Raw genomic sequence first — 25,335 nt, 5'->3', positions numbered from 1 at the left:
CGCTGCCCGCTCAGGACCCGTAGGTGCGGCGGATGTTGTCGACGAACGGCGCGTAGTCCACCGCCGCCAGGTAAGCCGACAGCATCGTCCCGTGGCCGGCCTTCCCGGTGCCGGCGATGTCGAAAGCGGTGCCGTGGTCGACCGAGGTCCGCAGGATCGGCAGGCCGACGGTCACCGAGATGGTGCCGTCGAAGTCGAACGTCTTGGCCGGGATGTGCCCCTGGTCGTGGTACTGCGACAGCACCCCGTCGTACCGGCCGACCAGCCCCTGGTGGAACACCGAGTCGGCCGGGATCGGACCGCTGACGTCCAGCCCCTCCTCACGCGCCGCCTCGCAGGCCGGCGCGATGTGCACGATCTCCTCGTCGCCGAAGTTGCCGTTCTCGCCCCCGTGCGGGTTCAGCGCGGCGACGGCCAGTCGCGGGTTCTGCACACCGAAGACCTGCAACGCGGTGTGCGCCTTGCGGATGGAGTCCTGGATGCGCTCCTTGGTCAGCTGGTCGATGGCCTTGCGCAGGGAGACGTGCCGGGTCGTGAAGAAGATGCGCAGGTGGTGGCCTTCCGCCGCGGAGTTGCGGACGACGAACATGGTGTCCTGCTCGGTGACCCCGGTCAGCTCGCCCAGCATCTCGGTGTGGCCCAGGTGCTTGGAGCCGGCGGCCCAGATGGCCTCCTTGTTGATCGGCCCGGTGACGATGCCGGCCACCTTCTGGTCCATCGCGGCGCGGGTGGCGGTCTCGATCGCGGCGACCGCGGCCCGGCCGGCCCGCTCGTCGACCTTCCCCACTCGGGGACGTCGTCCCCGAGCACTCCGGTGTCGACGATGTCGATGACCCCGTCGGCAGGCTCCACGTCGAAGCCGTCGACGGTGCGCACCTCCACGTCCAGGCCCATGGCCTCGACGCCGCGCCGCAGCGCCGCCGGATCCCCGACGGCGACGCCGTGGTGGTCGCCCGCGCCGGCCTGCTCGGCCAGCGTCCGTGCCGTGATCTCCGGGCCGATCCCCACGGGGTCGCCCAGGGTCAGTGCGAGTACGTGCCTGGTCATGTGCGTCTCCCTCGATGCCGGTGCTTCGGTCAGGTGGATGCCCGGGTCCGGGCGGAGGCAACATGGCGGCGCTCCAGCTCCACGGTCCGGCGCAGGTGGTCCAGGCAGGCCACGGTCGTCGCGACGTCCCCGACCAGGCCTCCCTTGGTGGCGATGTGCAGGCCGTCCCACGGCCCGCCGACGAGGGTGCCCGCCACGGCCAGCGGCACCACCTCCCCGGAGATCTCCAGCCCGTGCGACTCGAGCTCGGACAGGACGGCCGCAGTGACGTCGCCTCCCGTGGTGAACAGCCCGTCCACGGCGTGCCTCGCCATCGCCCGTCGCACGGCGCCCGCGAGTTCCCGGGGATCCGGTCGGCGTCCTCCGCCGACGTCGGCCGCACGTCGGAGTCCTCGATCACCGTCGCGAAGACGACGATGTCGGCGGGGCCGGCGCTGGACAGGGCGTCGACCAGCACCGCCGTCGCCGCCTCCGGATCGGGCACGGCGCTGCCCGGCAGGCACGGCACCCGGTGCACCGTGGCCGCCCGCTCGGCGGCCAGCTGCTGCAGCTGCTTGCGGGTGAGCTCGGTCGCCGACCCCGAGACGACGAGCAGCGGCGCGCCGCGCGCCGCGGGGTGCAGCCCCAGGGCCCGCGCCATGGCCACCGACCCCGGCCCGGGGTCGCTGGTCACCCACACCAGCTCCATGCCCTCGGACGCCGCCACCGCGGCGTCCGCGATCCGCTGCAGGTGCTCGTCGGTGGTGGCGTCGGCGACCAGCACCGCGACGCCCGTGTCGAGCGCGGACCTGATGTCGGCCACGAGATCCTCCCGGCGGCCGGTCACCGAGGCCATCGGCAGCACCTGGGTGGGCAGGTCGGTCTGCTGGCGCAGGATCTCGGCGACGTCCGAGGTCCGCATCGGGGTCCGGGCGTCCCGGGCCACCTCCGTCTCCTCCAGTCGTCGTCCGTCGAGCAACTGGGTGCCGCCGATCGTGTGCCGTCCTGCCGCCGGGTGCGCCGGGGCGCAGAGCGCCACCACCCGCGTGCCCGTGAGGGCGCCCACCTCGGCCACCACTGCCTCGGTCGTCGCGCCGATGTTGCCACGCAGCGTCGTGTCGATGCGGTTGCAGACCAGCCGTGCCGGCCAGCCGGCCCGCACGGTCGAACGCACCATCCCGGCGGCGACGTCGGGCGCGACGTGGCGGCTGTCCGTCGTGGCCACCACCACGTCGAAGCGGGACAGCATGCCGGTGATCGCTTCGGCCCCGGAGGCGACGCTCGCCGTCGCCGCCCGGAGACCGGCGCCGGCGAACCCCGCAGCCGTGGCGTTCGCCCCCGTCAGGTCGTCGGCCACGACGAGCACCTCAGCCATCGCGTCGCTCCACGGTGCTGGACCGGGTCAGAGGAACAGGCTGGCGATGAGCAGCAACGGCAGCGAGGCCAGCCAGACCGCCGTGGTGATCCCCGACCAGCCCTTCAGCGCGGCCGTTCCCTCCAGGCCGGTGAAGCGGGTCACGACCCAGAAGTACGAGTCGTTGAAGTAGCTGAACACCATGGACCCGGCACAGCAGGCCAGCGCCGCCAGCAGCGCCGAGAGCCCGAGGGTGTCGACCAGCGGTGCGGACACGGACGCCGCGGTGATCATCGCGACCGTGCCCGACCCCTGCGCGATGCGGACCAGGGACGCGATCAGGAAGGGCACCAGCACGCTGGGCAGCGACAGGCTGGACACCGCCTCGGCCAGCTCGTCGCCGACACCGGTGTCACGCAGCACCTGGCCGAGGGCCCCGCCCGCACCGGTGATCAGGATGATCAGACCGGCCGACGCCGCGGCGTCGGCGAGCCAGCCGTGGACCCGGTTGCGCGGCGTCCAGCGGGGCAGCAACAGGTAGACGGCCAGGATGATGCCGATGACCAGCGCGACGACCGGGTTGCCGAGGAAGGCCATGATCGCGGCGAAGCCCGAGGGCGTGTACTCGTCGGTCGGCGACAGCACATCCTGGGCGTTCCGGTCGATCGCGGCAGTGACCGTGTTCAGGACGATCAGCAGCAAGGGCACGAACAGCGGCACCGAGGCCAGCGCGAACCCGACCCGGTGCGGCTCGGCGCCCGCCGGGGCCTCGCCGAGCGCGGTGGTGGATGACTCCTCCCGCAGCGGCTCACCCCCGTCGAGGTCGTCGACCCCGGCCCCGGCACCGCCGGCGGTGCCCGCCCGCCCGACCCCCGTGCTCGCCGGCACGTCGGAGTAGACGGCCTCCCGGACCTGCGGGGTGACCTCGCTCTCCAGCTTCGGCCCGATGTAGGAGGCATACGCGATGACGACGGGTACCAGCAGGACGGCGAAGACCAGACCGGCGAGGATCAGGCCGCCGAGGTCGGCACCGAGGATGCCCGCCACAGCCAGCGGGCCCGGCGTCGGCGGGACGAGGTGGTGGGTCAGGGTCATGCCGCAGCCCAGAGCGAGCGCCAGGGTCACGTAGCGGCCGCGGATCCGGCGGGCGATGGACCGGGCCAGCGGGTTCATGATCACGTAGCCGGAGTCGCAGAAGACCGGGATGGAGACGATCGCGCCCGTCCCGGCCATGGCCCAGTGCTCGCGGCCCTTCCCGAGGACCTTGACGAACTTCTGGGCCAGGGCGTCGGCCGCTCCCGAGACCTCCAGGATCTTGCCGATGGCTACGCCGAGACCGATGACGATGCCGATCGAGGCGAGCGTGTTGCCGAAGCCGGTCGTGATCGAGCCGATGATCTCGCCGGCCGGTGCGCCGGCGACGAAGCCGGTCACCAGGGCCGCGATGAGCAGTGCCACGAACGCGTCGAGGCGGGTGCGCAGCACGAGCACGACGATCGTGGTGATGCCGAGCACGAGTGCGAGGAGAAGCTGTACGTCCACCCGGGAACCTCCCTGCCGCCTCCCCGCCGTCGGGGAGAACCACCGCTAGCGTGAGGTAGGTAACTGCGCGAAGCAAGCGCAACCGAACGGTGACGTGCGCGGAACGCGCAACTAGCGCGTCAGCGTCAGCTCCCGACCGTCCCGCCCGCGTCGGCGTCCCGCCTGACCCCGCCGCACCGTTGTGCGCGCATCCTCCTCATCCGGCGCCGGGAGCGGTGGATGCGCGCACAGTCGGGGTCCGAGCTCGGCCGGTGCTCGCTCAGCCGACGCCGAGGTCGCGGGCGATGAGCATCCGCTGCACCTCGCTGGTGCCTTCGCCGATCTCCAGGATCTTCGCGTCGCGGTAGAAGCGGCCGACCGGGAACTCGTTCATGAACCCGTACCCGCCGTGCACCTGGGTGGCGTAGCGGGCGTTGTCCATCGCGACCTCGGAGCTGTACAGCTTGGCGATCGAGGCCTCGCGCTTGAACGGCTCCCCGCGCAGCATCTTCTCCGCCGCCCGGTAGTAGGCCAGCCGCGCGGTGGAGGCCCGCACCTCCATGTCGGCGATCATGAACTGGATCGCCTGGTTCTTCCCGATCACCTGACCGAAGGCCTCGCGCTCGCCGGCGTACTTCACCGACTCGTCGACGCAGCCCTGCGCCAGCCCGACCGACAGCGCCGAGATCGCGATGCGCCCCTCGTCCAGGATGGAGAGGAACTGCGCGTAGCCGCGGCCCCGCTCCCCCACCAGGTTCTCCTCGGGCACCCGGACGTCGGTGAACGACAGCTCTCGGGTGTCGGAGGCGTTCCAGCCGACCTTCGAGTACCGCTGGCCGACGACGAAGCCCGGCGTGCCCGACGGCACCAGGATCGCCGAGATCTCCTTGCCGCCGTCCGGGCGCGTGCCGGTGACGGCGGTGACGATCACGAGCTGGGTGAGATCGGTGCCGGAGTTGGTGATGAACGCCTTCGACCCGTTGATCACCCAGTGCCCGTCCTCGAGGCGCGCGGCCGTGCGCGTGGCGCCGGCGTCGGAACCGCCACCGGGCTCGGTCAGCCCGAAGGCGCCCAGGGCCTCGCCCGCGCACAGCCGCGGCAGCCACTCCTTCTTCTGCTCCTCCGTGCCGAACCGGAAGATCGGCATGGCCCCGAGCGAGACGCCGGCCTCGACGGTGATCGCCATCGAGGAGTCCACCCGCGCCAGCTCCTCGAGCGCCACGCACAGGTCGAAGTAGGTGCCGCCCGCGCCGCCGTACTCCTCGGGGAACGGCAGGCCGAACAGCCCGAGCTCGCCCATCTGCCGCACGATGTGGGTGGGGAACTCGTCGCGCTCGTAGAACTCGCCGATCTGCGGGGCGATGACCTCCTGCGCGAACTCGCGGACGGTCCTCCGCAGGGACTCGGTCTCGTCGCTGAGCCGGTAATCCAGCATCCTTGTCACAGCTCCTGTTGATCGGGCGCGACCTTGGGCATCACCAGGGCCACCCGCTCGTCCAGCGCGACCGTCTGGCCGGCTGTCACCCGAGCTCGGTGACCGTCCCCGCAACGGGGGCGGTCAGCACGTGCTCCATCTTCATCGCCTCGACGACCAACAGCGGGGTCCCCGCCGCCACCTCGTCACCGACCGCGGCCTGCACCGCCGTCACGGTTCCCGGCATCGGGGACGTCACCGCGCCGTCGGCGCCGGCCCCTCCGCGTGCGCCGTCAGCCGCTCCTGCTCGCGCAGTGCCGCCACCCGGCCGTCCGCGGCCAGCCACACCGTCCCGTCCGCGTGGACGACGGTGTAGGACGCGGTGAGCCCGTCGAGGGTCACGGTCAGCCGGCCGCCGTCCCGGAAGGCCCGCGCGGCCACCGGCTCGCCGTCCCCGACCCGGACCTCGGCGGCCGAGGACCGGCCGCGCAGCCGCACCTCCACGGGATCGCCGCCGGCGACCTGGAGCCGGCGCACCGTCCACGCCGGTTCGCCCAGCCGCCAGCCGTCCGGCACGTCCCACCGATCGACGACGGGTCCGGCGGGCTCGCTCTCGATCAGCAGCGCCAGCGCCGCGGCGGCGTAGACGTGCGGCGGCGGGGGCTCGGGCAGCGTGAGGTCGTCGCCCCGGCGCTCGATCAGGCCGGTGTCGAGTCTCCCGGCGACGACGTCGGGATCGTTCAGCAGCTGCCGCAGGAAGGCGGCGTTCGTCGTCACCCCGAGAACGGCGGTGTGCCCGAGCGCCCCGACCAGGCGCGCGCGGGCGGTCTCCCGGGTGGGCGCCCACGCGATGACCTTGGCCAGCATCGGGTCGTAGTCGGAGCCGACGACGGTGCCCACGGCCAGGGAGCTGTCGACGCGGATACCGGGACCGGCCGGTTCGACCAGTCCGAGCACGGTGCCCGCCTGCGGGAGGAAGCCGCGCGACGGGTCCTCGGCGTAGAGCCGGGCCTCGATCGCGTGCCCGTCGAGCGTCACGTCGCTCTGGTCGATCGGCAGCCGCTCCCCGCCGCGACGCGGATCTGCTGCTCGACCAGGTCCATTCCGGTGATGCACTCGGTGACCGGATGCTCCACCTGCAGCCGGGTGTTCATCTCCAGGAAGAAGAAGTCGCGCGGCCGGTCGGCGTCGACGATGAACTCCACCGTGCCCGCCCCGGTGTACCCGACGGCCTTCGCCGCCTCGACGGCGGCGCGGCCCATGGACGCCCGCATGGAGGTGTCCAGCAGGGGCGACGGCGCCTCCTCGATCACCTTCTGGTGCCGGCGCTGCAGGCTGCACTCGCGCTCACCGAGGTGGATGACGGTGCCGTGCGTGTCGCCGAGGACCTGCACCTCGATGTGCCGGGAGTTGCCGACGTAGCGCTCGACCAGCAGCGTGTCGTCGCCGAAGGAGCTCCGCGCTTCCCGCCGGGCGCCGGCGATCGCGTCGGCCAGTTCCTCCGTGCTCCGGACCACCCGCATGCCCTTGCCGCCGCCGCCGGCGCTGGGCTTGAGCAGCACCGGGAAGCCGACCGCGACCGCAGCGTCGGTGACCTGCTCGTCGCTCATGCCGGGCTCGGTCCGGCCGGGGACGACGGGGACGCCGGCGGCCATCACGGTCTGCTTGGCGCGGATCTTGTCGCCCATCGCCTCGATGGCGGCGACCGGCGGTCCGATGAACACGATGCCCGCCTTTTCGCAGGCGCGGGCGAACTCGACGTTCTCCGACAGGAAGCCGTACCCGGGGTGGATGGCCTGGGCGCCGGTGCGCTGCGCGGCCTCGAGCACCCGCTCGATCGACAGGTAGCTCTGCGCCGCGGACGCGGGGCCGATCGGGACGGCGACGTCGGCCAGGCGGGTGTGCAGCGCGCCGGCGTCGGCGTCGCTGTGCACGGCGACCGACCGGATCCCCATCTCCCGGAGGGTGCGGATGACGCGGACGGCGATCTCGCCGCGGTTGGCCACCAGGACTGTCTCGAACATCGGGCTCACATCCGGAAGACGCCGTAGCCGACGTCCTCCAACGGCGCGTTGGCGCAGGCGGAGAGGGCGAGGCCCAGGACGGTGCGGGTCTGTGCGGGGTCGATCACGCCGTCGTCCCAGAGCCGGGCGGTGGCGTAGTACGGGTGCCCCTGCGCCTCGTACTGCTCGCGGATCGGCGCCTTGAACGCCTCCTCCTCCGCGGCCGGCCACTCCTCGCCACGGGCCTCCAGGCCGTCGCGCCGGACCTGGGCGAGCACCGAGGCGGCCTGCTCACCGCCCATCACCGAGATGCGGGCGTTGGGCCAGGTGAAGAGGAAGCGGGGCGAGTACGCCCGGCCGCACATCGAGTAGTTGCCGGCCCCGAACGAGCCGCCGATGACCACGGTGAGCTTCGGTACCCGGGCGCAGGCCACGGCAGTGACCATCTTGGCGCCGTGCTTGGCGATGCCGCCGGCCTCGTAGTCGCGGCCGACCATGAAGCCGGAGATGTTCTGCAGGAACAGCAGCGGGATCTTCCGGCGGTCGCACAGCTCGATGAAGTGCGCGCCCTTGAGCGCCGACTCGGCGAACAGGACGCCGTTGTTGGCGATGATCCCGACCGGGTGCCCGTGCAGCCGCGCGAACCCGGTCACCAGCGTCGACCCGTAGAGCGGCTTGAACTCGGCGAACCGGGAGCCGTCGACCAACCGGGCGATCACGTCGCGGACGTCGTAGGGGTGCGCGGGTCCGGCGGCACCACCTCGTAGACCGACTCGGGCGCGTGCAGCGGCTCCTCGACCGGTTCGACGTCCCACGGGCGGGGCTCGCGGGGGCCCAGGGTGCCGACGATCTGCCGGACCAGCTGCAGGGCGTGCGCGTCGTCGTCGGCCAGGTGGTCGGTGACGCCGCTGACCCGGCTGTGCAGGTCGCCCCCGCCCAGCTCCTCGGCGGTGACGACCTCGCCGGTCGCGGCCTTCACCAGCGGCGGCCCGCCCAGGAAGATCGTGCCCTGCTCGCGGACGATCACCGCCTCGTCGCTCATCGCCGGGACGTAGGCGCCGCCGGCGGTGCACGACCCGAGGACGGCGGCGATCTGCGCGACGCCGGCCTTGGAGAGGTTTGCCTGGTTGTAGAAGATCCGGCCGAAGTGCTCGCGGTCGGGGAAGACGTCGTCCTGCATCGGCAGGAAGGCCCCGCCGGAGTCGACCAGGTAGACGCAGGGCAGCCGGTTGTGCAGCGCCACCTCCTGCGCGCGCAGGTGCTTCTTCACCGTCATCGGGTAGTAGGTGCCGCCCTTGACGGTGGCGTCGTTGGCGACCACGACGCACTCCCGGCCGGCGATCCGGCCGATGCCGGTGATGATCCCGGCCGCCGGCGCCTCGCCGTCGTACAGACCGTGGGCGGCCAGCGGCGAGAGCTCGAGGAACGGGCTGCCCGGGTCGAGCAGCGCGTCGACGCGTTCGCGGGGCAGCAGCTTGCCGCGATCGACGTGCCGATGGCGGGCCCGCTCTCCACCGCCGAGGGCTGCCCGGTCGAGCTGGGCGGCGAGGTCGGCGACGAGCGGGGCGTGCGCGGCGGCGTTGCGGGCGGCGCTCTCCGCGTCCGCCGCGACGACTGGGGAGAGCACGGGCGCATCCACCGCCTGAGGTTAACCGTCGTTCACTCCAATGGTCCACCTCGCAGCCCCGCCGGGTTAACCATCGTTCACGGCGGACGTAGCATCGGCCCCGTGACCTCGACGCGCGTGGACCGCGGCGCGACCCGCGACACGGCGCTGCACGCCGACGCCGAGCGCCCCTCGCGTCGCGAGCAGATCCTGCAGGCCGCGGCGCAACTGTTCGCCGAACGCGGTTCGCGCGCCGTGGGCGTGGACGACGTCGGCGCCGCGGTGGGCGTCACCGGACCGGCGATCTACCGGCACTTCGCGAGCAAGGACGCGATGCTGGCCGAGATGCTGCTGCGCATCAGCGAGCGGCTGCTGGCCGGCGGCAGCGAGGTCGTGGCCGGAACCGGGGACGACGTGACGGGTCAGCTCCGCGCCCTGATCGCCTTCCAGGTGGACTTCGCGCTGGGCAACCCGGCGCTGATCACGGTGCAGGACCGCGACCTCGGCACGCTCGCCGAGGCCGACGCCGCCCAGGTCCGGCGGCTGCAGCGCCGGTACGTGGAGGTCTGGGTGGCGGTGCTGGCGCGCCTGCACCCGGCTGCCGACGCGGCCGCGTGCCGCGCACGGGCGCACGCCATCTTCGGGCTGATCAACTCCACCCCGCACAGCGCCGGCCGGCTGAGCCGTTCGGCGATGGGGGCGCTGCTCAGCGACATGGCCTGGGCCGCCGCCACCGCCTGAACGGCCGGCGCCGAGGGGCACCGACCTTCGACGGTGGGCGGTGATGCGCAGTTCCGGACCCTGGAACTGCGCCTCAGCGCCCACGGTCGCGCTCGTCTGGGCCTAACCGGCGGGGAGCGGCGGGACCGGGAGCGAGAGGGCGGCGTCGGCGATCGCGTCGATCTCGGCGGCAGCACCGGCGGCGTCCTCGTCGACCCACGCGGTCTCCACGATCGTGACCGTCGGGCCGGACACGGCGCTGGCGTACTGGGCGCCCGAGAGCTCCGCCGGGCTGCCGGGGTAGCGGACCCCTCGCGGAGCAGGTCGTTGACGTTGCCGCTGCCATTCGTGTCGGTCAGCGCCTGCAGCTGCCGGGCCGCGCCGGTGTCGGGCATCTGCACCCGTGCGACCGCGACGACGACCGCCGCTCCACCCGCCTGCGTGGAGTACAGGGCCCGCGACAGTCCCGTGCAGTCCAGCCCGGCGAAGAAACCGGCGGTGTCGCCGTAAGCGTGCCCGGCGCAGCTCTCGTCCACCTGCACCGCTTCCACGCGATACTCGGTGCCCGACACCACCTGGACGTCGCCGGCGACCGGACCGGCGACCGGGGTCTCGACAGCCGTCGCGCCGGCATCGGCGCCGCCGGCGCCGGCGTCCTGGTCCCGCAGCAGCAGCCAGCCCCCACGCCGAGGACGGCGAGGAGGAGCACCCCGACCAGCGCCAGCAGTGCCGTGCGGCCCGTGGCGCGGGTGGGCTCCTCGGCCTGCTGGGCCTGGCTCCAGTAGAGCGGCGGCATCGACGGTGGCGCGGCCGGCGGCGGCTGCTGGAACACCGACGTGGCCGGGGGCGCGGGGTCCTGGGCGGGACGACCGTTCCCACCGGGTGGCGGTCCGGCTCGGCGTCGGCGAAGAGCCCGCCGATGCCTCCGCCGTCGTCCGGCGGGGCGGCCGGCTCGTCGATGGCCACCGTGTCGCGGGACTTCGCCGACGCGGCGGACTCCTCCGCCGCGGCAGCGTGCCCGGCCGCCGCCGAGGCGGCGACCGCCGCGGCGATGGACTCCGGGCTGGGTTGCTCGCGGGCGGGGGCCGCCTCGTCGGTGTCGGGAGCCGACGTCCGGGTGACGACGGGCGACGGCTGGGCGCCGAGCGCAGCGGGGGTGAGCAGCTCGGGGCGGCGGAGCACGTAGGGCGAGTACGGGAATCCCTCGCCGTTCAGCTCCTCGACCGTCGGCCCGCGACCGGAGAGCTCGAGCGCCTCGAGAGCGGCCCGCACGTCGGCCGTCGTCCAGAGCCGTGGGTTGTCGACACCGGCGTACCGGCTGGACCGGGCGATCCCCAGGAGCAGCGACCGGGGCTCCAGCCGGGCCACCAGGTCACCCTCCCCGAGGTCGCCGTCCCCGGGGATCAGGCCGGTCACGTCACCGACGAGCACCGTCAGCCGTGCGATCCGGCCCGGTTCCAGACCCGCACGGCGCAGCTTCATCGCGACGTCCATGCCGGCGCGCATCAGCCCGTCCAGCGGCGTGGACCCGCCACCGGAGAGCTGCAGGGCCTGGCCGGGACCGGACTCCGGCGCGATGGTCCACGCGCCCTCGGGAACGGCCTTGACGACGCCGGACTGCCGCAGCACCTCGGCGATGCGGATGACCGCGATGCCCTCGGGCACGAAGAGGATCGCGTCGGAGATCCGCCGGCCGAGCGGGCCGTCGATCAGCGGGATGCTGGCGATCACGGCGGCCCGGACCGAGGCACCGGTGTCCCAGCGGGTCAGCTCGCCGAAGAGCGCCTCTCCCCCGCGGTCTGCAGCGGCGCCGGGGTCAGGGCCAGCACGTCGGGTGTCCTCCGGGGCGGTCGGTCGGGCGGGCGTCGGTGCGCATCGGACGCCGTCGGTCGTCGGCAGGGCGCCCCCGGCGCGCACTGCCCGTGGGCGATCGACCTGACGTCGGCAGCTGCCCTCGACGCTACGTCATCGCGGTGAACGGAGCGTGCGCCCGCGCCGGACCGGGTCAGACGCGGACGGACTCCTCGTCGGTGACGGCCTGCTGAGCGGTCTGCCACCGGGCGAGCCACCGGCTGCGCTCCAGCAGGTCGACGCAGGCCCAGAGCAGCGCGAAGCCGGCCGCGACGGGCAGCACCGACCACCAGTTCCAGGGCGGCAGCATGCCGAGGGCGTCCTGCCCGACGGCGACGACGTACACGGCGCCGACGACGAGCGGCCCGGCGAGCCACCCGGGCACGCGGTGGGTGACGGCGAGGTCGACCAGCACCGCCCCCACCAGCAGCACGAACGGCAGCACGGAGGGCGGAAGTCACCGGCGACCAGCGCGAGCCAGCAGACCGCGCGGTAGGCGAGGTAGGTCGCGGCGATGATCGTCGCCGTCCAGCGCAGGCCGGTGACCTTGCGGGCCAGCACGAGGGACAGCAGCCCGGCGCAGATCAGCCACGCCGGGTGCACCCACGAGGGCACGGGCAGCATGAACATCGCCGGCGACTGTCCCTGCGAGGCCGCGAAGTCCAGGAGCGAGGGCTCGGCCGTCGTCCGCCCGGCGTCGTAGGCCTCCAGCGACAGCACCCCGTACTCCTGGTGCTGGTTGGGGAAGAGCACGTTCTCGACGAAGAACAGCCACAGGCCCAGGGAGACGAGGTCGCGGATCCGGCCGGGGGCAGCGCAGAGCCACCACCCGCGGATCGCGCCGGCCAGCATGATGGCCGTGCCGATGTAGAGCAGCGCGTGGCTCGGACTCCAGCTGGTGATGTCCAGGCCGTTGATGCGGTGGTTGAGGATGTCGATCGGGACGGCGATCAGGAAGGCGCCGATCCCCCACTGCATGAGTCGCAGCGCCCGGCGGTCGACGCCGTAGCCGCTGTAGCTGTGGAACACGACCAGGGCCACCACGACGACCGTGCCCGCGGAGTTCAGCAGGTGCGGGGGCGCCAGGTCGTCGCGCAGCCACCGGAAGTGCCAGGAGACGTCCCACGTCGAGCCGAGCATCTTGAGCAGGAACGCGCCCAGCCAGGCGGTGTAGATCCAGCGCAGCTCGGTCTGGTTCGTGAACCGCCCCGGGTGCCCTGGGGTCATGTAGGCCAGCCAGAGCCAGCGGAGGGTCGCCAACGGGTGGGCGATCCCGGCGCGCAGGGTTCCCGGGGCCGGCGGGACCGCCGGCCGGACGGGGGCGGGTGCTGCAGGAGAGGGCACGGAAACTTCCTCGCACTCGGTGGACGTCACCCGACCCTAGCGGCGCGGCTCACCGATTCCGAGCCTCCGACTGGCGCAGTCGCGACGCGTGCGCTAGTGCCCGGACAGGCGGGGCGGGCGGTGCGCACGATGCGTACTGTCGGGCGACGTGGCAGAGAGCGCAGGACACCTGGTCTGGATCGACTGCGAGATGACCGGGCTCGACATCGTCAAGGACAAGCTCATCGAGGTCGCCGTGGTGGTGACCGATTCCGAGCTCAACGTGCTCGACCCCGGGCTGGACCTGATCATCGCGGCGGACGACGCCGACCTCGACGGCATGAACGAGGTCGTGGTCGAGATGCACCGGAAGTCCGGGCTCACCGACGCCGTCCGGGCCTCGACGCTCACGGTGGCCGAGGCCGAGCAGCAGGTGCTGGCCTACATCAAGCGCTGGGTGCCCGAGCGGCGCACCGCCCCGCTGTGCGGCAACTCGATCGGCACCGACCGCGGCTTCCTCGCCCGCGACATGCCCGAGCTCGACGACCACCTGCACTACCGGATGGTCGACGTCTCCTCCATCAAGGAGCTGGCCCGTCGCTGGTTCCCCCGGGTCTACTTCGCCCAGCCGCCGAAGGGCCTCGCCCACCGCGCCCTGGCCGACATCATCGAGTCGATCCGCGAGCTGGCCTACTACCGGCGGACGCTGTTCGTGGCGGCACCCGGCCCCAGCAGCGACCAGGCGAAGGGCGCGGCCGAGGAGGTCATCGGCACCTTCGCCGAGGTCCTCGCCGCCGGCGACGCCAACCCCGCGGACGACGCTCCTCCCCGGCCGCGTCAGGAGCCTGACCACCTCCGGTATCGTTGCGCCGGTTCCCCTCAGGCGCGTGCGCCCGGGGAACCGATGGTGGGTGTAGCTCAGTCGGTAGAGCACCAGGTTGTGATCCTGGGTGTCGCGGGTTCGAGCCCCGTCACTCACCCCACGCACGAAGGCCCTGGTCGGTTCTCCGACCAGGGCCTTCGCGCCGTTCGCGCACTCGCCTCGGATCCAGCCGGCGTCCCGGCTCGACAAGTTCTCGTGCCGTGCTCGCGTCAGACGACCTCGACCAGATCGAGGACGAAGACGAGGGTGGCGTCGCCGGGGATCGGGCCCTGACCCGAAGGGCCGTAGCCGAGGTCGCTGGGGATGGTGACCATCCGCCGGCCGCCGACCTGCATACCGGTGATCGCCTGCTCGAATCCGGGGATGACCTGTCCGGCCCCGACGACCACCGGCAGCGTGTCGTCCGCCCCCGGCTCCACGAGGAGTCGAACTCCTCCCCGTCTCGTAGAACGCGCCCACGTACTTGAGCGCGACCGTCGTGCCGTCGACGGCCTCGGCGCCGTCGCCGACCGCGACGTCGCTGATCACGAGGCCACAGGGCGGTGGGGCATCCGACGCCGGCACCTCGGGCTTCTCGGAGAGGTCCGTGGAGATCTCCTCCGGGGCGTCGGCCGTCTCCGACCGGGTCTCGCAGGCCTGCGACGCCGTCCCGCTGCCGCTCTCGTCCTCGTCGTCGTCGCCGCAGGCGGTGAGGGTCAGGACGACGGCGGTCGCGACGGCGAGCACGCGCGGGGTGGTGCGGCGGTTCATGGATCTCCTGGACGACGGGGACGACGGGCTGCCCGCCGTGCTTCCTTCCCAGTGGACCACGGGCACCGGGTCCGGCCGGGCAGGGCCGCTCGGTCAGTGCACGTACTCGTCCGGAGGCCGCAGCACCACTGCCGCCATCGCGGGCACCAGGATCGGCTGAGCGGTCACTTCCGCCAGAACAGGTGGTGGGTCACGCCGCTCGCGCTGGGCACGACGTCGACGTGGAACCGGTCGCGCAGCTCGTCAGGTGACTCCCACAGCCTCGTCCCGGATCCGAGCTCCACCGGCGCGACCGCGACGTGCAGCGTGTCGACGAGGTCGGCGTCGAGGAACTGCCGGATGACGGTGGCCCCGCCACCGAGCCGGACGTCCTTGCCCCGGGCTGCCTCCTTCGCCTGGTCCAGGACCGTCGCGGCCCCCGCCGACGAAGTGGAACGTGGTGTCGGAGAGGGAGAACGAGGGACGCTCGTGATGGGTCATGACGAACACCGGGGTGTGGAACGGAGGCTCGTCACCCCACCAGCCCTGCCACTCGTGGTCCTGCCACGGACCGCGCTGCGGACCGAACTTGTTCCGCCCCATTATCTCCGCGCCCATGTTGTGGGCGAAGTCGCGCGTGAAGTAGTCGTCCAGACCACGGCTGCCCCCGGGATCGGCGCGGTTGGGGAAGCTCGCCGTGCCGAGGGCCCAGGCCATCAGTTCCCCGGGGTTGGCGTGCCCGAACGGACGCTCCAGGCGCTGGCCTTCCCCGGCGCCGAAGCCGTCGCGCGAGACCGTGAAGTTCTGGACTCTGAGCAGCTGTTCCACGGGACTCCTCCTGGGTGGTCGACGGTAGTTGGACCATCCCCGGACCCGGAAGTCATCGCTGCACCTGCGCGAGGTGTCAAGGGCGCCCGCCCACTCTGTGAACAGGGTCCTGACCTGGGGATTCGCTGTGCGGGGCGGCCTCCTCTGCGCTAGACTTCGAACACCTGATCGAACGAGTGGGAGGTGGCGTGCGGGAGCTGCTGCAGTCCCTGCTGGACTCCCTGGACGCCGAGCCGCTGGCGGGCCTGGTGTCCGCCGATCAGGTGCTGGACCGCACGGCGCTGCTGGTGGCGGTGCGCAACGCCGTGGACGCCGAGCTCACCTCGACGGTGCGCCGGGCCGAGACCATGCAGGCCCCCGAGCGCGACGGGCTGGTGTCGATGCGGTCGTGGCTGCGCGGGCACCTGCGGCTCTCGGCCCGAGAGGCGGGGCGGCTGGTCGGCAACGGGCGGGCGCTGGAGCAGCTGCCCGCGGTCGCGGCGGCGTTCGCCGCCGGCGCGGTGACCGCCGAGCAGGTGAGCGTGATCGCCCCGGTCGCCGCCGTGCAGGTGCAGGCCGAGGCCGTCGGGCAGGGCGTGGATCTGGCCGAGGTGGATGCGACGCTGGCCGAGGTCGCCTCGACGCAGGTCCACGCCGCACTCGGCACAGTCGTGCAGCACTTCCTGGCCTGTCTGGACCCCGACGGCACCGAACCCGATCCCACCGAGCAGCGGGCGGTGTGGATCGCCCGGCACGACGACGGCACCGTCACCGGCCGCTTCGAGCTCGACGCCGTCGGCGGGGAGAAAGTGTGCTCGGTGCTGGAGTCGTTCCTGCAGGCTTCCCGCCCGGCCGGTGACCTGCGGACCCGCCCCCAGCAGCTCGGGGACGCGCTCGTGCAGTGGGCCGACGTCACCCTCGCCTCCGGGCAGGCGCCGATCCTGCGCACCGTCAAGCCCCACGTCGTCGCTCTGATCCGGATCGAGGACCTGGCCGACCCCGCGACCGGGCCCGGTGCGGCGGACATGGGCTTCGGCGCCACCATCTCCGCCGCCCGGGCCCGCTGGCTGGCCTGCGACGGCAACGTCAGCCGGGTCGTCATGGGCCCCGAAGGGCAGGTGCTCGATCACGGCCGGAGCAAGCGGATCGTCCCGCCGGGTCTGCGTCGGGCGGTCGAGGTCCGGGACCGGCACTGCGTGTTCGCCGGCTGCGAAGCGCCCACGCACTGGTGCGACGTCCACCATGTTCAGGAGTGGGTCCTGGACGAGGGCGAGACCAGCCTCGAGAACTCAGCCCTGTTGTGCGAACGGCACCACACCAAGGTGCATCACGGGTTCCGGGTCGAACGACAACCCGACGGGCGATGGCGCACCTGGCGCCCCGACGACACCGAGATCTTCGTCGGCACGCCACTCCTCGTCTGAGGCGGTGGGATCCGGGTGGCGGCCCTCCGAGGACCCTCGGCATCATGTGCGCCGTGAGCACCAGCGGGACGAACCTCGTCTCGGGTGGAGCGCTGCTCGTGGCGGGGACGACGTCGGACGCCGGCAAGTCGGTCGTGACCGCCGGGCTTTGCCGCTGGCTGGTGCGCCAGGGCGTGTCCGTGGCCCCTTTCAAGGCACAGAACATGAGCAACAACTCCATGGTCACCGCCGACGGCGCGGAGATCGGCCGGGCACAGGTCATGCAGGCCGCCGCCGCCCGCGTCGAGCCCGAAGCGGCGATGAACCCGGTGCTGCTCAAGCCCGGCGGCGACGACTCGAGCCAGGTCGTCCTGATGGGACGACCGGTCGGCGACGTCACCGCGCTGTCCTACCGGCCGATGAAGGCCGCCCTGCACGAGCAGGTGCTCGACTGCCTCGCGGACCTGCGACGCCGGTTCGACGTCGTCATCTGCGAGGGCGCCGGCTCCCCCACCGAGATCAACCTGCGCGCCGACGACATCGCCAACATGGGCCTGGCCACGGCGGCCGACCTGCCGGTGCTGGTCGTCGGCGACATCGACCGCGGAGGCGTGTTCCCCGCCCTCTACGGCACGGTCGCGCTGATGCCACCGGCCGACCAGCGGCTGGTGGCCGGCTTCCTCGTGAACAAGTTCCGCGGCGACGTCCGCCTGCTGGAGCCCGGGCTGGTCGCACTGGAGCGGCTCACCGGCCGGCCCACGCTGGGCGTGCTCCCGTGGCTGGGCGGCCTGGAGCTCGACGTCGAGGACTCGCTGAACGTCCCCGCGGCGACGTCCGGAGGCCGGCCCTCGGCGAGGACGTCCTCCGCGTCGCGGTCGCCCGGCTCCCCGGTTGTCGAACTTCACCGATCTCGACGCCCTCGCCGCCGAGCCCGGCGTCCTGGTCCGGTACGCCACCCGCCCCGAGGAGCTCGCCGACGCCGACCTCGTCGTGCTGCCCGGCACCCGCGCGACGGTGGCCGACCTCGCCTGGCTCCGGGAGACCGGCATGGCCGCGGCCGTCGGCCGCCACGCCGCCGAGGGCCGGCCGCTGCTCGGCATCTGCGGCGGTCACCAGATGCTGGCGCGCACCATCACCGACGACGTCGAGTCGCGCGCCGGCACCGTCGACGGGCTCGGCCTGCTGCCGGCCGAGGTCCGGTTCGCGCAGGAGAAGACGCTCGGCCGCCCGGTGGGCGAGGCGCTCGGGGAGCCGGTGCGCGGCTACGAGATCCACCACGGCGTCGTCACCGTCGACGAGAGCGCCGAGCCCTTCCTCGACGGCGCCCGCAGGGGCTCGGTGTTCGGCACCACCTGGCACGGCGCCCTGGAGAACGACGGTTTCCGCCGGGCCTTCCTCACCGAGGTCGCGGGCATCGCCGGCCGTCGGTTCGCCGTCGCACCCGGCACCGACTTCGCCGCCCTGCGGGATGCGCGTCTGGAACGGCTGGGCGACGTGATCGCCGAGCACGCGGACACCGACACGCTGTGGCGGCTGATCGAGAAGGGTCCACCGGCGGGCCTCCCCTGCTGCCCCCGGGGGCGGCCGTCCGCTGACCCGGCACCGCGACCGGCTGTGGTGTCATTGCCCGCCAGTCGCGACCGCAGTGGAGGAGACCCGGTGAGATCCCCGCGCGGTCCGGTCGCAGCGACCGGGGAGCCCGTGCCAGGTGCGGGTGACGACGGCTCCGGCGGCGCCCACGCGGATGGCATCGATCTGCGGCACCACGGCGACGCCGAGCTGGCGCCCGGGCTGGTCGACCTGGCGGTGAACGTGCGGGCCGGCGCACCGCCGCACTGGCTGCTCGGCCTCCTGCACGATGCCATCGACCGGAGCTCCGGCTATCCCGATCCGGGCCCGGCCCGCGCCGCCGTCGCCGCCGCCCACGGCCGCGACCAGGGCGAGGTCCTGCTGACCGCCGGAGCCGCGGAGACGTTCACCCTCGTCGCCCGTGCGCTGGCCCCGCGGCGGGCGGTCGTCGTCCACCCGTCCTTCACCGAACCGGAGGCGGCGCTGCGTTCGGCCGGGCACCCGGTGGAGCGCCTGCTGCTGCCGCCGGAGGACGGTTACCGGCTGGACCCCGCCGCCGTCCCCGACGACGCCGACCTGGTCGTCCTCGGCAACCCGACGAACCCGACGTCGGTCCTGCATCCCGCGGCCGACCTCGCGCAGCTGCTGCGCTCCGACCGCGTGGTCGTCGTGGACGAGGCGTTCGCCGACACCGTTCCCGGTGAACCGGAGTCACTGGCCTCGCTCGCCGGTCTGCCGGGTCTCCTCGTCGTGCGCAGCCTGACCAAGACCTGGGGACTGGCCGGGCTGCGGGTCGGCTACGCGCTCGGTCCGCCCGATCTGGTCGGGGCCCTGGCCGCGCAGCAGCCGCACTGGCCGGTCTCCACCCCGGCCCTCGCCGCGCTCGCCGCCTGCACCACCCCGTCCGCACGGGCCGAGGCCGAGGCCGCCGCCCGCGCCCTCGGCACCTGGCGCCAGGCCCTGCTCGACTCCCTGCCGGCCGCCGTGGTCGTGGTGGGGACGCCCCGCTCGTCCTTCGTCCTCCTCCGCGTGACCGACGGGATCCGGGTCCGGCAGGAGCTGCGCCGTCGCGGCTGGGCGGTGCGCCGCGGGGACACCTTCCCCGGCCTGACCGGTGACCATCTGCGGGTGGCCGTCCGGGAGCCCACCGTGGCCCGCGCGTTCGCTGCCGCGCTCACCGAGGTCCTGGAGACACCGCCGGCCACCGAGGCCCACAGCTGAGCCGACGGCGCTCCCGGACGTCAGACGCCGTCGACGATCCGCCGCAGGTCGGTGGCCATCTGGGTGGCCTCGCGGGAGGCGCCGACGATCGCGTCCTGAGCCTGCGCGGTGGACGCGCTCTGCTCCTCGACGGCGGCCGCGATGGTGGTCTGGGCCTCGACGACGCCCTGGATGACCTCCTGGACGCTGCCCAGCGCCGTCCCGGCCGCCTCGACGTCGCCCCGGACCGCGTCGACGACGCGCCGGATCCGCTCGGTGGCCTTCGCCGTCTCGCCCGCCAGGTCCTTGACCTCACCGGCCACGACGGCGAAGCCCTTGCCGGCCTCACCGGCACGGGCGGACTCGATCGTGGCGTTGAGGGCGAGCAGGTTGGTCTGGTCGGCGATCGTGGAGATGCTGCCCGCGATCTGGTCGATCTCGGCCATCGTCCCGGCGAGCCGCTCGACCGTCTGCGCGCTCTCGCGCGAGCCGGCGCTCGCCTCGTTCGCCGTCGTCGTCGCGTGGCTGGCCGCCGCGGCGATCTCGGCGATTGCCTCGCGCAGGCCGGCCATCACCGACGTGGCGGTCCCGACGTTCTCGTCCAGCCGTTGGCCGGACTCCAGCAGGACGGCGAGCTGCTGCTCCAGCAGGGCGGCGCGCTGCTCGCGCTGGGCGAGGGCCGCGGCGGCGGCGTCGGCGGTATGGGCGCGTTCCTCGGCGAGCTCGGCCTGGGCCTGGGCCTGGGCGGCCGCCTGCGACTCGGCGCGCTTCTGCTCGGCGCGGCGGCCGCGGTCCGCGTCCTCGGTGAACTTCCACCCGTAGGCGAGGAACGTGGCCTCGGCCAGCAGGAACACCGCGTGCAGCAGGGCGAACGGCAACGGCTGGTCCAGCGCCAGCGGGGTGGAGTAGACCATCTCCGGCATGACGAGGCTCATGGTGCCGTGGTGCACGGCGACGAACGCCACGGCCAGGAGGAAGGGCACCCAGGACTGGTACAGGGCGACCAGCGCCAGCAGTGCGTAGAACCAGATGTGCATGTCGGTCAGGCCGCCGCTGACGTGCACGAGCGTTCCGGCCGACAGCATGAGACCGACGCCCACCGCGCTCGCGCGCGCCACCTGGCTGCGCAGCACGTGGGCCAGCACGAGCATGGCCACGATCCCGCCGAGCTCGACCCAGAGCCAGGGGCCGTGGGTGTGGTGCTGCCAGTAGCCGATGGCGAACAGGACCGGCGGGTGGACGGCCAGGACTCCCGCGATGATCCGGTGGCGGGACCGGAAACTCGCCTCGTCGAGCTGCGCTCCGCGCGGGATGGTGGCCCAGAAGCCGGTGGGCCGGGACGTCGTCGGCTCGGCGGGAGTGGTGGTCACCCCGTGGCTATCGGCACGCCGCCCGATGTGTTGAGCACAACCGGTGTAACCGCTCCCGTTTCCTGAAGCCGCTTTTCATTGGCCGGCAGTGCGGTCCACCACGGTGAGCGGCAGGAGGCGCAGAGCCCCCGGCGCGTGCGCAGGGACGACGGGCCGTCGCGGAACCACCGCCGCCACCGTGCGGTACGCCTCGCCCGGGGCCGGGCGCGGGTCGACCTCGCCCTTGTTCGGCCACAGCGCCGTCGCCCGCTCCGCCTGGGCGGTGATCGTCAGCGACGGGTTGACGCCGAGGTTCGCCGACACCGCCGAGCCGTCGACCACCGACAGCCCCGGGTAGCCGTGCACCCGGTGGTAGGGGTCGATCACGCCGTCCTCCGCCGTCGCGCCGATCGCGCAGCCGCCGAGGAAGTGCGCGGTCATCGGGATGTTCGCCAGATCGGTGAACGCGCCACCCGGATCGCCGCCGATCCTGGCCGCGATCCGCCGGACCGCCTCGTGGCCACCGGGGCTCCAGCTGGGCACCGGCTCCCCGGACCCGGCCGGCTGGTGAGCCGGCGGCCGAACCGGGCGGACACTCGCCCATTCCACCGCCCCGACCGACCGGACACCACGATGCTGTTGTCCCGCGTCTGCATCACCAGCGCGATCAGGGTCCGCTCCGACCAGCCCCGCACCGACAGGCTGCGGGCGAACGCCGCCGGGTTCCGGGCGATCACCCCGATCGCCTTCAGCCAGCGCGGCCGCCGACCGCCGCCGTCGACGAGCACGGTCTGCAGCAGGCCGATGGCGTTGCTGCCCTTGCCGTAGCGCACCGGCTCGACGTGGGTGTGCTCGTCGAGGTGGAACGACGAGGTGATCGCCACGCCCCGGCTGTAGTCGGTCGGCCCGCCGCGGCGGCCGGTCGCGGCGAGCACGGCCTCGGAGTTGGTGCGGGTCTGGTGGCCCAGCCGCGGGGAGAGCTCGGGCAGCGTGCCGCCGTCCTTCATCGCGTGCAGCAGCCGCTGGGTGCCGTACGTGCCCGCCGCCAGCACGACCCGGTCGCAGGTCCACCGGCGCACGGTGCGCCTGCCCAGCCAGGCGCCGGTACGCCGCGCCTCCACCTCGTACCCGCCGCCCGGGCGCGGTCGGACGGAGGTCACCGTGGTCATCGGGTGCACCACCGCCCCGCCCCGCTCGGCCAGGTACAGGTAGTTCTTCACCAGGGTGTTCTTGCCGCCCACCGCGCAGCCGGTCATGCACGAACCGCACTCGGTGCAGCCGGTGCGCTCGGGTCCGACGCCGCCGAAGAACGGGTCGGGCACGGTCACCCCCGGCTCGCCGTAGAAGACGCCGACCGGCGTGGAGACGACGGTGTGCCCGACGCCCATCTCCTCCGCGACCGCGCGGAAGATCTCGTCGGCCGGGGTGACGGTCGGGTTGGTCGTGACGCCGAGCATCCGCGATGCCTGCTCGTAGTACGGCGCGAGCTCGGCCTGCCAGTCGGTGATGCCGGCCCACTGCGGGTCCTGGAAGAACGCCGGTGGGGGCTGGTAGAGCGTGTTGGCGTAGTTCAGCGAGCCGCCGCCCACCCCCGCCCCCGCCATGACCAGGACGTCGGGCAGCAGGTGGATGCGCTGGACGCCGTAGCAGCCGAGCTGCGGCGCCCACAGGTAGCGGCGCAGGTCCCAGGAGGTCCTCGGCAGCTCGTCGTCGGTGAACCGGCGGCCGGCCTCGAGCACGGCGACCCGGTAGCCCTTCTCGGTCAGCCGGAGGGCGGCGGTGCTGCCGCCGAACCCGCTGCCGACGACGACGACGTCGGTGTGCTCGGACCTAGGCACGAGTTCCTCCTGCGACGGGAACCGGCTCGAACTCCTCGAGGCGAAGGCGCCGCAGCCGGCGCCGGAAGGTGAGGGTCGACGCCGGCCAGTTCTGCGTGTTGCGGCCGCTCTCGGTGAGGTACCAGCTGCGGCAGCCGCCGGCGAACACCGTGTGCCCGACCCGCTCCTGCACCCAGGCGTCGAAGGCCTCGGCGACGTCGCGGCGGATCTCCAGGAGCCGCGTCCGGCCCGCGACGAGGGCCCGGACGCCCTGCACGACCCACCCGACCTGCGCCTCCAGCATCACGATGATCGAGTTGTGGCCCAGGTTCGTGTTCGGCCCGTAGAGCACGAACAGGTTGGGGAATTCCGGCACGACGGTGCCCAGGTAGGCGCTGGCGCCGTCCTTCCACTGCTCGTGCAGGTCGCGCCCACCGCGGCCGGTGATCCGCATCGGGGCGAGGAACTCGGTCGCGGCGAAGCCGGTCCCCAGCACGAGGGTGTCGACCTCGTGCTCCGACCCGTCGGCGGTGACGATCGAGTGCGGTCGCACCTCGACGATCCGGTCGGTCACGACGTCGACCTGGGGCAGCTGCAGTGCGGAGTACCAGTCGTTCGACATCAGGATCCGCTTGCAGCCCATGGGGTCGGTGGGGTGAGCTTCTCCCGCAGCACCGGGTCGGGCACGGTGTTCCGCAGGTGCTTGCGGTACCGGGCCTTGTGGGCGAAGAGCAGCCGCGGCTCGGTGTTGAAGCCCAGGGAGCGCAGCTCGTTGGAGAAGTAGTTGCCCTCGCGGGACAGCCGCAGCAGACCCGGCACGCGGGCGAAGGCCGTCTTCGCCCGCTCGCGGTAGGCGCGGTCGGGCTTGGCGAGGACGTAGGGCGCCGAGCGCTGGAACACCGTCAACGACGCCGTCCGCGGCGCGATGGCCGGCACGAACTGGATGGCGCTGGCCCCGGTGCCGAGGACGGCGACCCGCTCGCCGGTCAGGTCGTGGTCGTGGTCCCACTGCGCGGAGTGGAACATCGTGCCCTCGAAGCGGTCGAGCCCGACGATGGCCGGGGTGCTCGGCCGGCTGAGCTGGCCGGTGGCCGTGATGAGGACGTCGGCCTCGTGCTCGGCACCCCGGACAACGCGAGCCGCCAGGTGCCGCTGTCCTCGTCGAAGGCGGCCGACAGCACCTCGGTGCCGAACCGGATGTGCCGCAGCACGTCGAAGTCGCGGGCGACGTCGCGCAGGTACTGGTGGATCTCCGCCTGCGGGGCGAACCGCCGCGACCAGTCGGCCTTGGGGGCGAACGAGAGCGAGTACAGGTGCGAGGGCACGTCGCAGGCGGCGCCGGGATAGGTGTTCTCCGCCACACGCCTCCGACGTCGTGGCTCTTCTCGAACAGCACGACGTCGCAGACGCCTGACTGCTCGAGCCGGACGGCGGCCGCCAGCCCGCCGAAGCCGGATCCGATGATCGCGACCCTGGTCACCGCGCGCAGCCTACGGTTCTCAGCTCGCGGTCCACGACGGCTTCCGGTGGCCGGGCCTCGATCATGCGGCACCTCCGGGGACGGCGACGGCGGGCTGGCCGTTCCGCAGGAACAACCGCACGGTGCGGCCCACGTGGGTGGTCGCCCCCGCGGGCAGCGCGGCGAGGAGAACGCGGCGGCCTCGGCGGTGTCGCCGGGGGCGGTCGGCACGGCGACGCGGGCGCCCTCCGGCGTCCGGGCCACGACGAAGGCCTGCTCGGGCCCGCCGGAGCGGCCGTGCTCGACGGTGAGCGTCTCGACCACGACGTCGGCGCCCACGGCCGCGAGCGCGACGGGATCGGCCAGGACCGGCGCGTCCCGGTGCTCGATGTGCTGCGGCTCGGGGTCGCCGACGTAGCCCTCCGGGTGCGGGTGGCCGGCGAGCACGATGGCGTGCTGGTAGCCGAGATAGCCGCCGTTGGCGTGCACCAGCCCCGTCGAACCCGTCCCGCGCAGCCGCTGCGCCAGCGTCGCGAGCGCGTGCAGCGAGTAGGTGTTCAGCGGCCCGCCGAACGACGAGTGCCCGCCGGCGACGCTGAGCACCGCGTGCCGGTCCAGCCCGAGGTGCAGGGCGGCCAGCTTGGGCACCACCGGGAAGCAGCTGTACACGTCGATCGCGTCGAGCTCGTCGGCCTTCGTGCCCGTCCGCTCGAGCGCCCGGTCCAGCGCCGCGCCGAGCGCCTCGGAGCGGCTGAAGCCGGTGCGCCGCAGCGGGTCGGGGTGATCGTCGGCCCCGGCGCCGCCCCAGACGTGGGTGAGCCGCTCGTCGGGGACGCCGGCCGCGCGTGCCGCGGCCAGGGAGGTGACGACGACGGCGGCGGCCATGTCGACGTGCGGCATCGCGTTCATCGCCAATGGATACGGCTCGCAGACCATCCGGTTGCCCGGCCCCGGCGTGCCGATCCGCTCCGGCGTCAGCTCCTCGGGGTTCCAGGCGACGGGGTGCGCCGCCGCGACCCGGCTGCAGTCGCTGTAGAGCCGCGCCGACCACGCGGCGCCCTCGCCGGGCGTCAGACCGAGGTCGGCCTGCAGCCGGTTCTCGTAGAGCGGATAGACCCGCGCCGGGAGGAACAGGCCCGCGGCGAGCTGCTCGGCGGTGCCCAGCTCGTCGAGGTCGAGCTGCGGTGGTCCGCCGGGCCCTGCCGACCACCCCAGCTCCGTGACCGGGTCGACCCCGGCCTTGCCGAGCGCGCCGACCGAGGCCTGTGCCTCGCCGCCGACGAGCACCGCGACCTCGCTGT

Annotated in this window: 18 protein-coding genes, 1 tRNA gene and 6 pseudogenes; 7 read left to right on the top strand and 18 right to left on the bottom strand. The window is 73.3% G+C overall.

The genetic code is table 11. The features are described 5' to 3' along the window. Window positions 1–10 precede the first annotated feature (10 nt). The 9 genes and pseudogenes from U6N30_RS33490 to U6N30_RS06390 all read right to left on the bottom strand — a co-directional run. Window positions 11–778, bottom strand: a pseudogene (locus tag U6N30_RS33490) (PdxA family dehydrogenase); the annotation flags it as partial. Window positions 779–1,076: 298 nt separating this feature from the next. After that, the gene (locus U6N30_RS33485) at window positions 1,077–1,361 is read right to left on the bottom strand and encodes a nucleotide-binding domain containing protein (RefSeq protein WP_422678096.1); all 285 of its coding nucleotides are present in this window, start codon (window positions 1,359–1,361) and stop codon (window positions 1,077–1,079) included. Window positions 1,362–1,723: 362 nt separating this feature from the next. Further along, a pseudogene (locus tag U6N30_RS33480) lies at window positions 1,724–2,401 on the bottom strand (four-carbon acid sugar kinase family protein); the annotation flags it as partial. Between the two features lie 27 nt (window positions 2,402–2,428). Further along, a complete protein-coding gene (locus U6N30_RS06415; RefSeq protein ID WP_324276610.1) occupies window positions 2,429–3,922 on the bottom strand; it encodes a GntP family permease in 1,494 nt (497 codons plus the stop codon). Between the two features lie 259 nt (window positions 3,923–4,181). Continuing rightward, entirely contained in the window at window positions 4,182–5,336 is a 1,155-nt protein-coding gene (locus tag U6N30_RS06410; RefSeq protein ID WP_324276609.1) for an acyl-CoA dehydrogenase family protein, read from the bottom strand. A gap of 85 nt (window positions 5,337–5,421) precedes the next feature. Continuing rightward, window positions 5,422–5,562 carry a biotin/lipoyl-containing protein gene (locus U6N30_RS06405; protein WP_324276608.1) on the bottom strand — a complete coding sequence of 47 codons (141 nt, stop codon included), beginning with the start codon at window positions 5,560–5,562 and terminating at the stop codon, window positions 5,422–5,424. Window positions 5,563–5,570: 8 nt separating this feature from the next. Continuing rightward, a complete protein-coding gene (locus U6N30_RS06400; RefSeq protein WP_324276607.1) occupies window positions 5,571–6,353 on the bottom strand; it encodes a biotin carboxylase domain-containing protein in 783 nt (260 codons plus the stop codon). Continuing rightward, complete coding sequence (locus U6N30_RS06395) at window positions 6,350–7,339, bottom strand: acetyl-CoA carboxylase biotin carboxylase subunit (RefSeq protein ID WP_324276606.1); 990 nt, start codon at window positions 7,337–7,339, stop codon at window positions 6,350–6,352. Before U6N30_RS06395 ends, U6N30_RS06400 begins: the two co-directional genes overlap by 4 nt. Before the next feature lie 5 nt (window positions 7,340–7,344). After that, window positions 7,345–8,945 (bottom strand): annotated as a pseudogene (locus U6N30_RS06390) (carboxyl transferase domain-containing protein). A gap of 102 nt (window positions 8,946–9,047) precedes the next feature. Here U6N30_RS06390 and U6N30_RS06385 point away from each other — a divergent pair. Beyond that, window positions 9,048–9,665, top strand: coding sequence for an SACE_7040 family transcriptional regulator (locus U6N30_RS06385; RefSeq protein WP_324276605.1), 618 nt, complete (start codon window positions 9,048–9,050; stop codon window positions 9,663–9,665). A gap of 102 nt (window positions 9,666–9,767) precedes the next feature. Here the strand turns inward: U6N30_RS06385 and U6N30_RS06380 are convergent, their stop codons facing one another. Further along, on the bottom strand, window positions 9,768–11,561 hold the full coding sequence (locus tag U6N30_RS06380; RefSeq protein ID WP_324276604.1) for a hypothetical protein: 1,794 nt from the start codon (window positions 11,559–11,561) through the stop codon (window positions 9,768–9,770). A 48-nt stretch (window positions 11,562–11,609) separates the two neighbouring features. Continuing rightward, window positions 11,610–12,755 carry a hypothetical protein gene (locus tag U6N30_RS06375; protein ID WP_324276603.1) on the bottom strand — a complete coding sequence of 382 codons (1,146 nt, stop codon included), beginning with the start codon at window positions 12,753–12,755 and terminating at the stop codon, window positions 11,610–11,612. Window positions 12,756–13,029: 274 nt separating this feature from the next. Here U6N30_RS06375 and orn point away from each other — a divergent pair. Together orn and U6N30_RS06365 are read left to right on the top strand one after the other, a co-directional pair. Next, a pseudogene (gene orn / locus U6N30_RS33475) lies at window positions 13,030–13,497 on the top strand (oligoribonuclease); the annotation flags it as partial. A gap of 228 nt (window positions 13,498–13,725) precedes the next feature. Beyond that, a tRNA-His gene (locus tag U6N30_RS06365) sits at window positions 13,726–13,801 on the top strand. A 109-nt stretch (window positions 13,802–13,910) separates the two neighbouring features. Here the strand turns inward: U6N30_RS06365 and U6N30_RS06360 are convergent. Next, window positions 13,911–14,120: an FKBP-type peptidyl-prolyl cis-trans isomerase gene (locus U6N30_RS06360; protein WP_324276601.1), complete on the bottom strand. Its 210-nt coding sequence runs from the start codon at window positions 14,118–14,120 to the stop codon at window positions 13,911–13,913. A gap of 44 nt (window positions 14,121–14,164) precedes the next feature. Here U6N30_RS06360 and U6N30_RS06355 point away from each other — a divergent pair, with 44 nt between their 5' ends. Then, window positions 14,165–14,611: a hypothetical protein gene (locus U6N30_RS06355; protein WP_324276600.1), complete on the top strand. Its 447-nt coding sequence runs from the start codon at window positions 14,165–14,167 to the stop codon at window positions 14,609–14,611. Window positions 14,612–14,615: 4 nt separating this feature from the next. Here U6N30_RS06355 and U6N30_RS06350 read toward each other — a convergent pair whose 3' ends face one another. After that, a complete protein-coding gene (locus U6N30_RS06350) occupies window positions 14,616–14,855 on the bottom strand; it encodes a dihydrofolate reductase family protein (protein ID WP_324278185.1) in 240 nt (79 codons plus the stop codon). Window positions 14,856–15,446: 591 nt separating this feature from the next. Between U6N30_RS06350 and U6N30_RS06345 the strand changes: the two genes are divergently transcribed. The 3 genes and pseudogenes from U6N30_RS06345 (at window position 15,447) to cobC (ending at window position 19,430) form a co-directional block, all read left to right on the top strand. Beyond that, on the top strand, window positions 15,447–16,661 hold the full coding sequence (locus tag U6N30_RS06345; protein ID WP_324276599.1) for an HNH endonuclease signature motif containing protein: 1,215 nt from the start codon (window positions 15,447–15,449) through the stop codon (window positions 16,659–16,661). Further along, a pseudogene (locus tag U6N30_RS06340) lies at window positions 16,601–17,413 on the top strand (cobyric acid synthase); the annotation flags it as partial. The gene U6N30_RS06345 and the pseudogene U6N30_RS06340, both read left to right, overlap by 61 nt. Window positions 17,414–17,531: 118 nt before the next feature. Beyond that, entirely contained in the window at window positions 17,532–19,430 is a 1,899-nt protein-coding gene (gene cobC / locus U6N30_RS06335) for an Rv2231c family histidinol phosphate aminotransferase CobC (RefSeq protein WP_324276598.1), read from the top strand. 20 nt (window positions 19,431–19,450) lie between these two features. Here the strand turns inward: cobC and U6N30_RS06330 are convergent, their stop codons facing one another. The 5 genes and pseudogenes from U6N30_RS06330 to U6N30_RS33465 all read right to left on the bottom strand — a co-directional run. Beyond that, complete coding sequence (locus U6N30_RS06330) at window positions 19,451–20,779, bottom strand: methyl-accepting chemotaxis protein (protein WP_324276597.1); 1,329 nt, start codon at window positions 20,777–20,779, stop codon at window positions 19,451–19,453. Window positions 20,780–20,854: 75 nt separating this feature from the next. Continuing rightward, the gene (locus U6N30_RS06325; RefSeq protein ID WP_324276596.1) at window positions 20,855–21,199 is read right to left on the bottom strand and encodes a GMC oxidoreductase; all 345 of its coding nucleotides are present in this window, start codon (window positions 21,197–21,199) and stop codon (window positions 20,855–20,857) included. Then, window positions 21,196–22,596: an FAD-binding protein gene (locus U6N30_RS06320; RefSeq protein ID WP_324276595.1), complete on the bottom strand. Its 1,401-nt coding sequence runs from the start codon at window positions 22,594–22,596 to the stop codon at window positions 21,196–21,198. The genes U6N30_RS06325 and U6N30_RS06320 overlap by 4 nt, the downstream gene beginning before the upstream one ends. Window positions 22,597–23,196: 600 nt before the next feature. Continuing rightward, window positions 23,197–23,631: an NAD(P)/FAD-dependent oxidoreductase gene (locus U6N30_RS33470; protein ID WP_422678095.1), complete on the bottom strand. Its 435-nt coding sequence runs from the start codon at window positions 23,629–23,631 to the stop codon at window positions 23,197–23,199. 304 nt (window positions 23,632–23,935) lie between these two features. Beyond that, a pseudogene (locus U6N30_RS33465) lies at window positions 23,936–24,919 on the bottom strand (NAD(P)-binding protein); the annotation flags it as partial. Window positions 24,920–25,335 lie beyond the last annotated feature (416 nt).

Origin of the sequence: Blastococcus brunescens, assembly GCF_035320885.1 — a bacterium.
Taxonomy (GTDB): Bacteria; Actinomycetota; Actinomycetes; order Mycobacteriales; family Geodermatophilaceae; genus Blastococcus_B; species Blastococcus_B brunescens.
The sequence above is the reverse complement of the archived record's forward strand: the minus strand, read 5'-3'. Positions and strand labels throughout refer to the sequence as shown.

What these genes read in the sequence shown, in the direction of transcription:
- U6N30_RS33485 (WP_422678096.1), bottom strand. Translation starts at nt 1,361, where the DNA reads ATGGCGAGGCACGCCGTGGACGGGCTGTTCACCACGGGAGGCGACGTC.
- U6N30_RS06410 (WP_324276609.1), bottom strand. Translation starts at nt 5,336, where the DNA reads ATGCTGGATTACCGGCTCAGCGACGAGACCGAGTCCCTGCGGAGGACC.
- U6N30_RS06405 (WP_324276608.1), bottom strand. Translation starts at nt 5,562, where the DNA reads ATGCCGGGAACCGTGACGGCGGTGCAGGCCGCGGTCGGTGACGAGGTG.
- U6N30_RS06395 (WP_324276606.1), bottom strand. Translation starts at nt 7,339, where the DNA reads ATGTTCGAGACAGTCCTGGTGGCCAACCGCGGCGAGATCGCCGTCCGC.
- U6N30_RS06325 (WP_324276596.1), bottom strand. Translation starts at nt 21,199, where the DNA reads ATGACCGCGCACTTCCTCGGCGGCTGCGCGATCGGCGCGACGGCGGAG.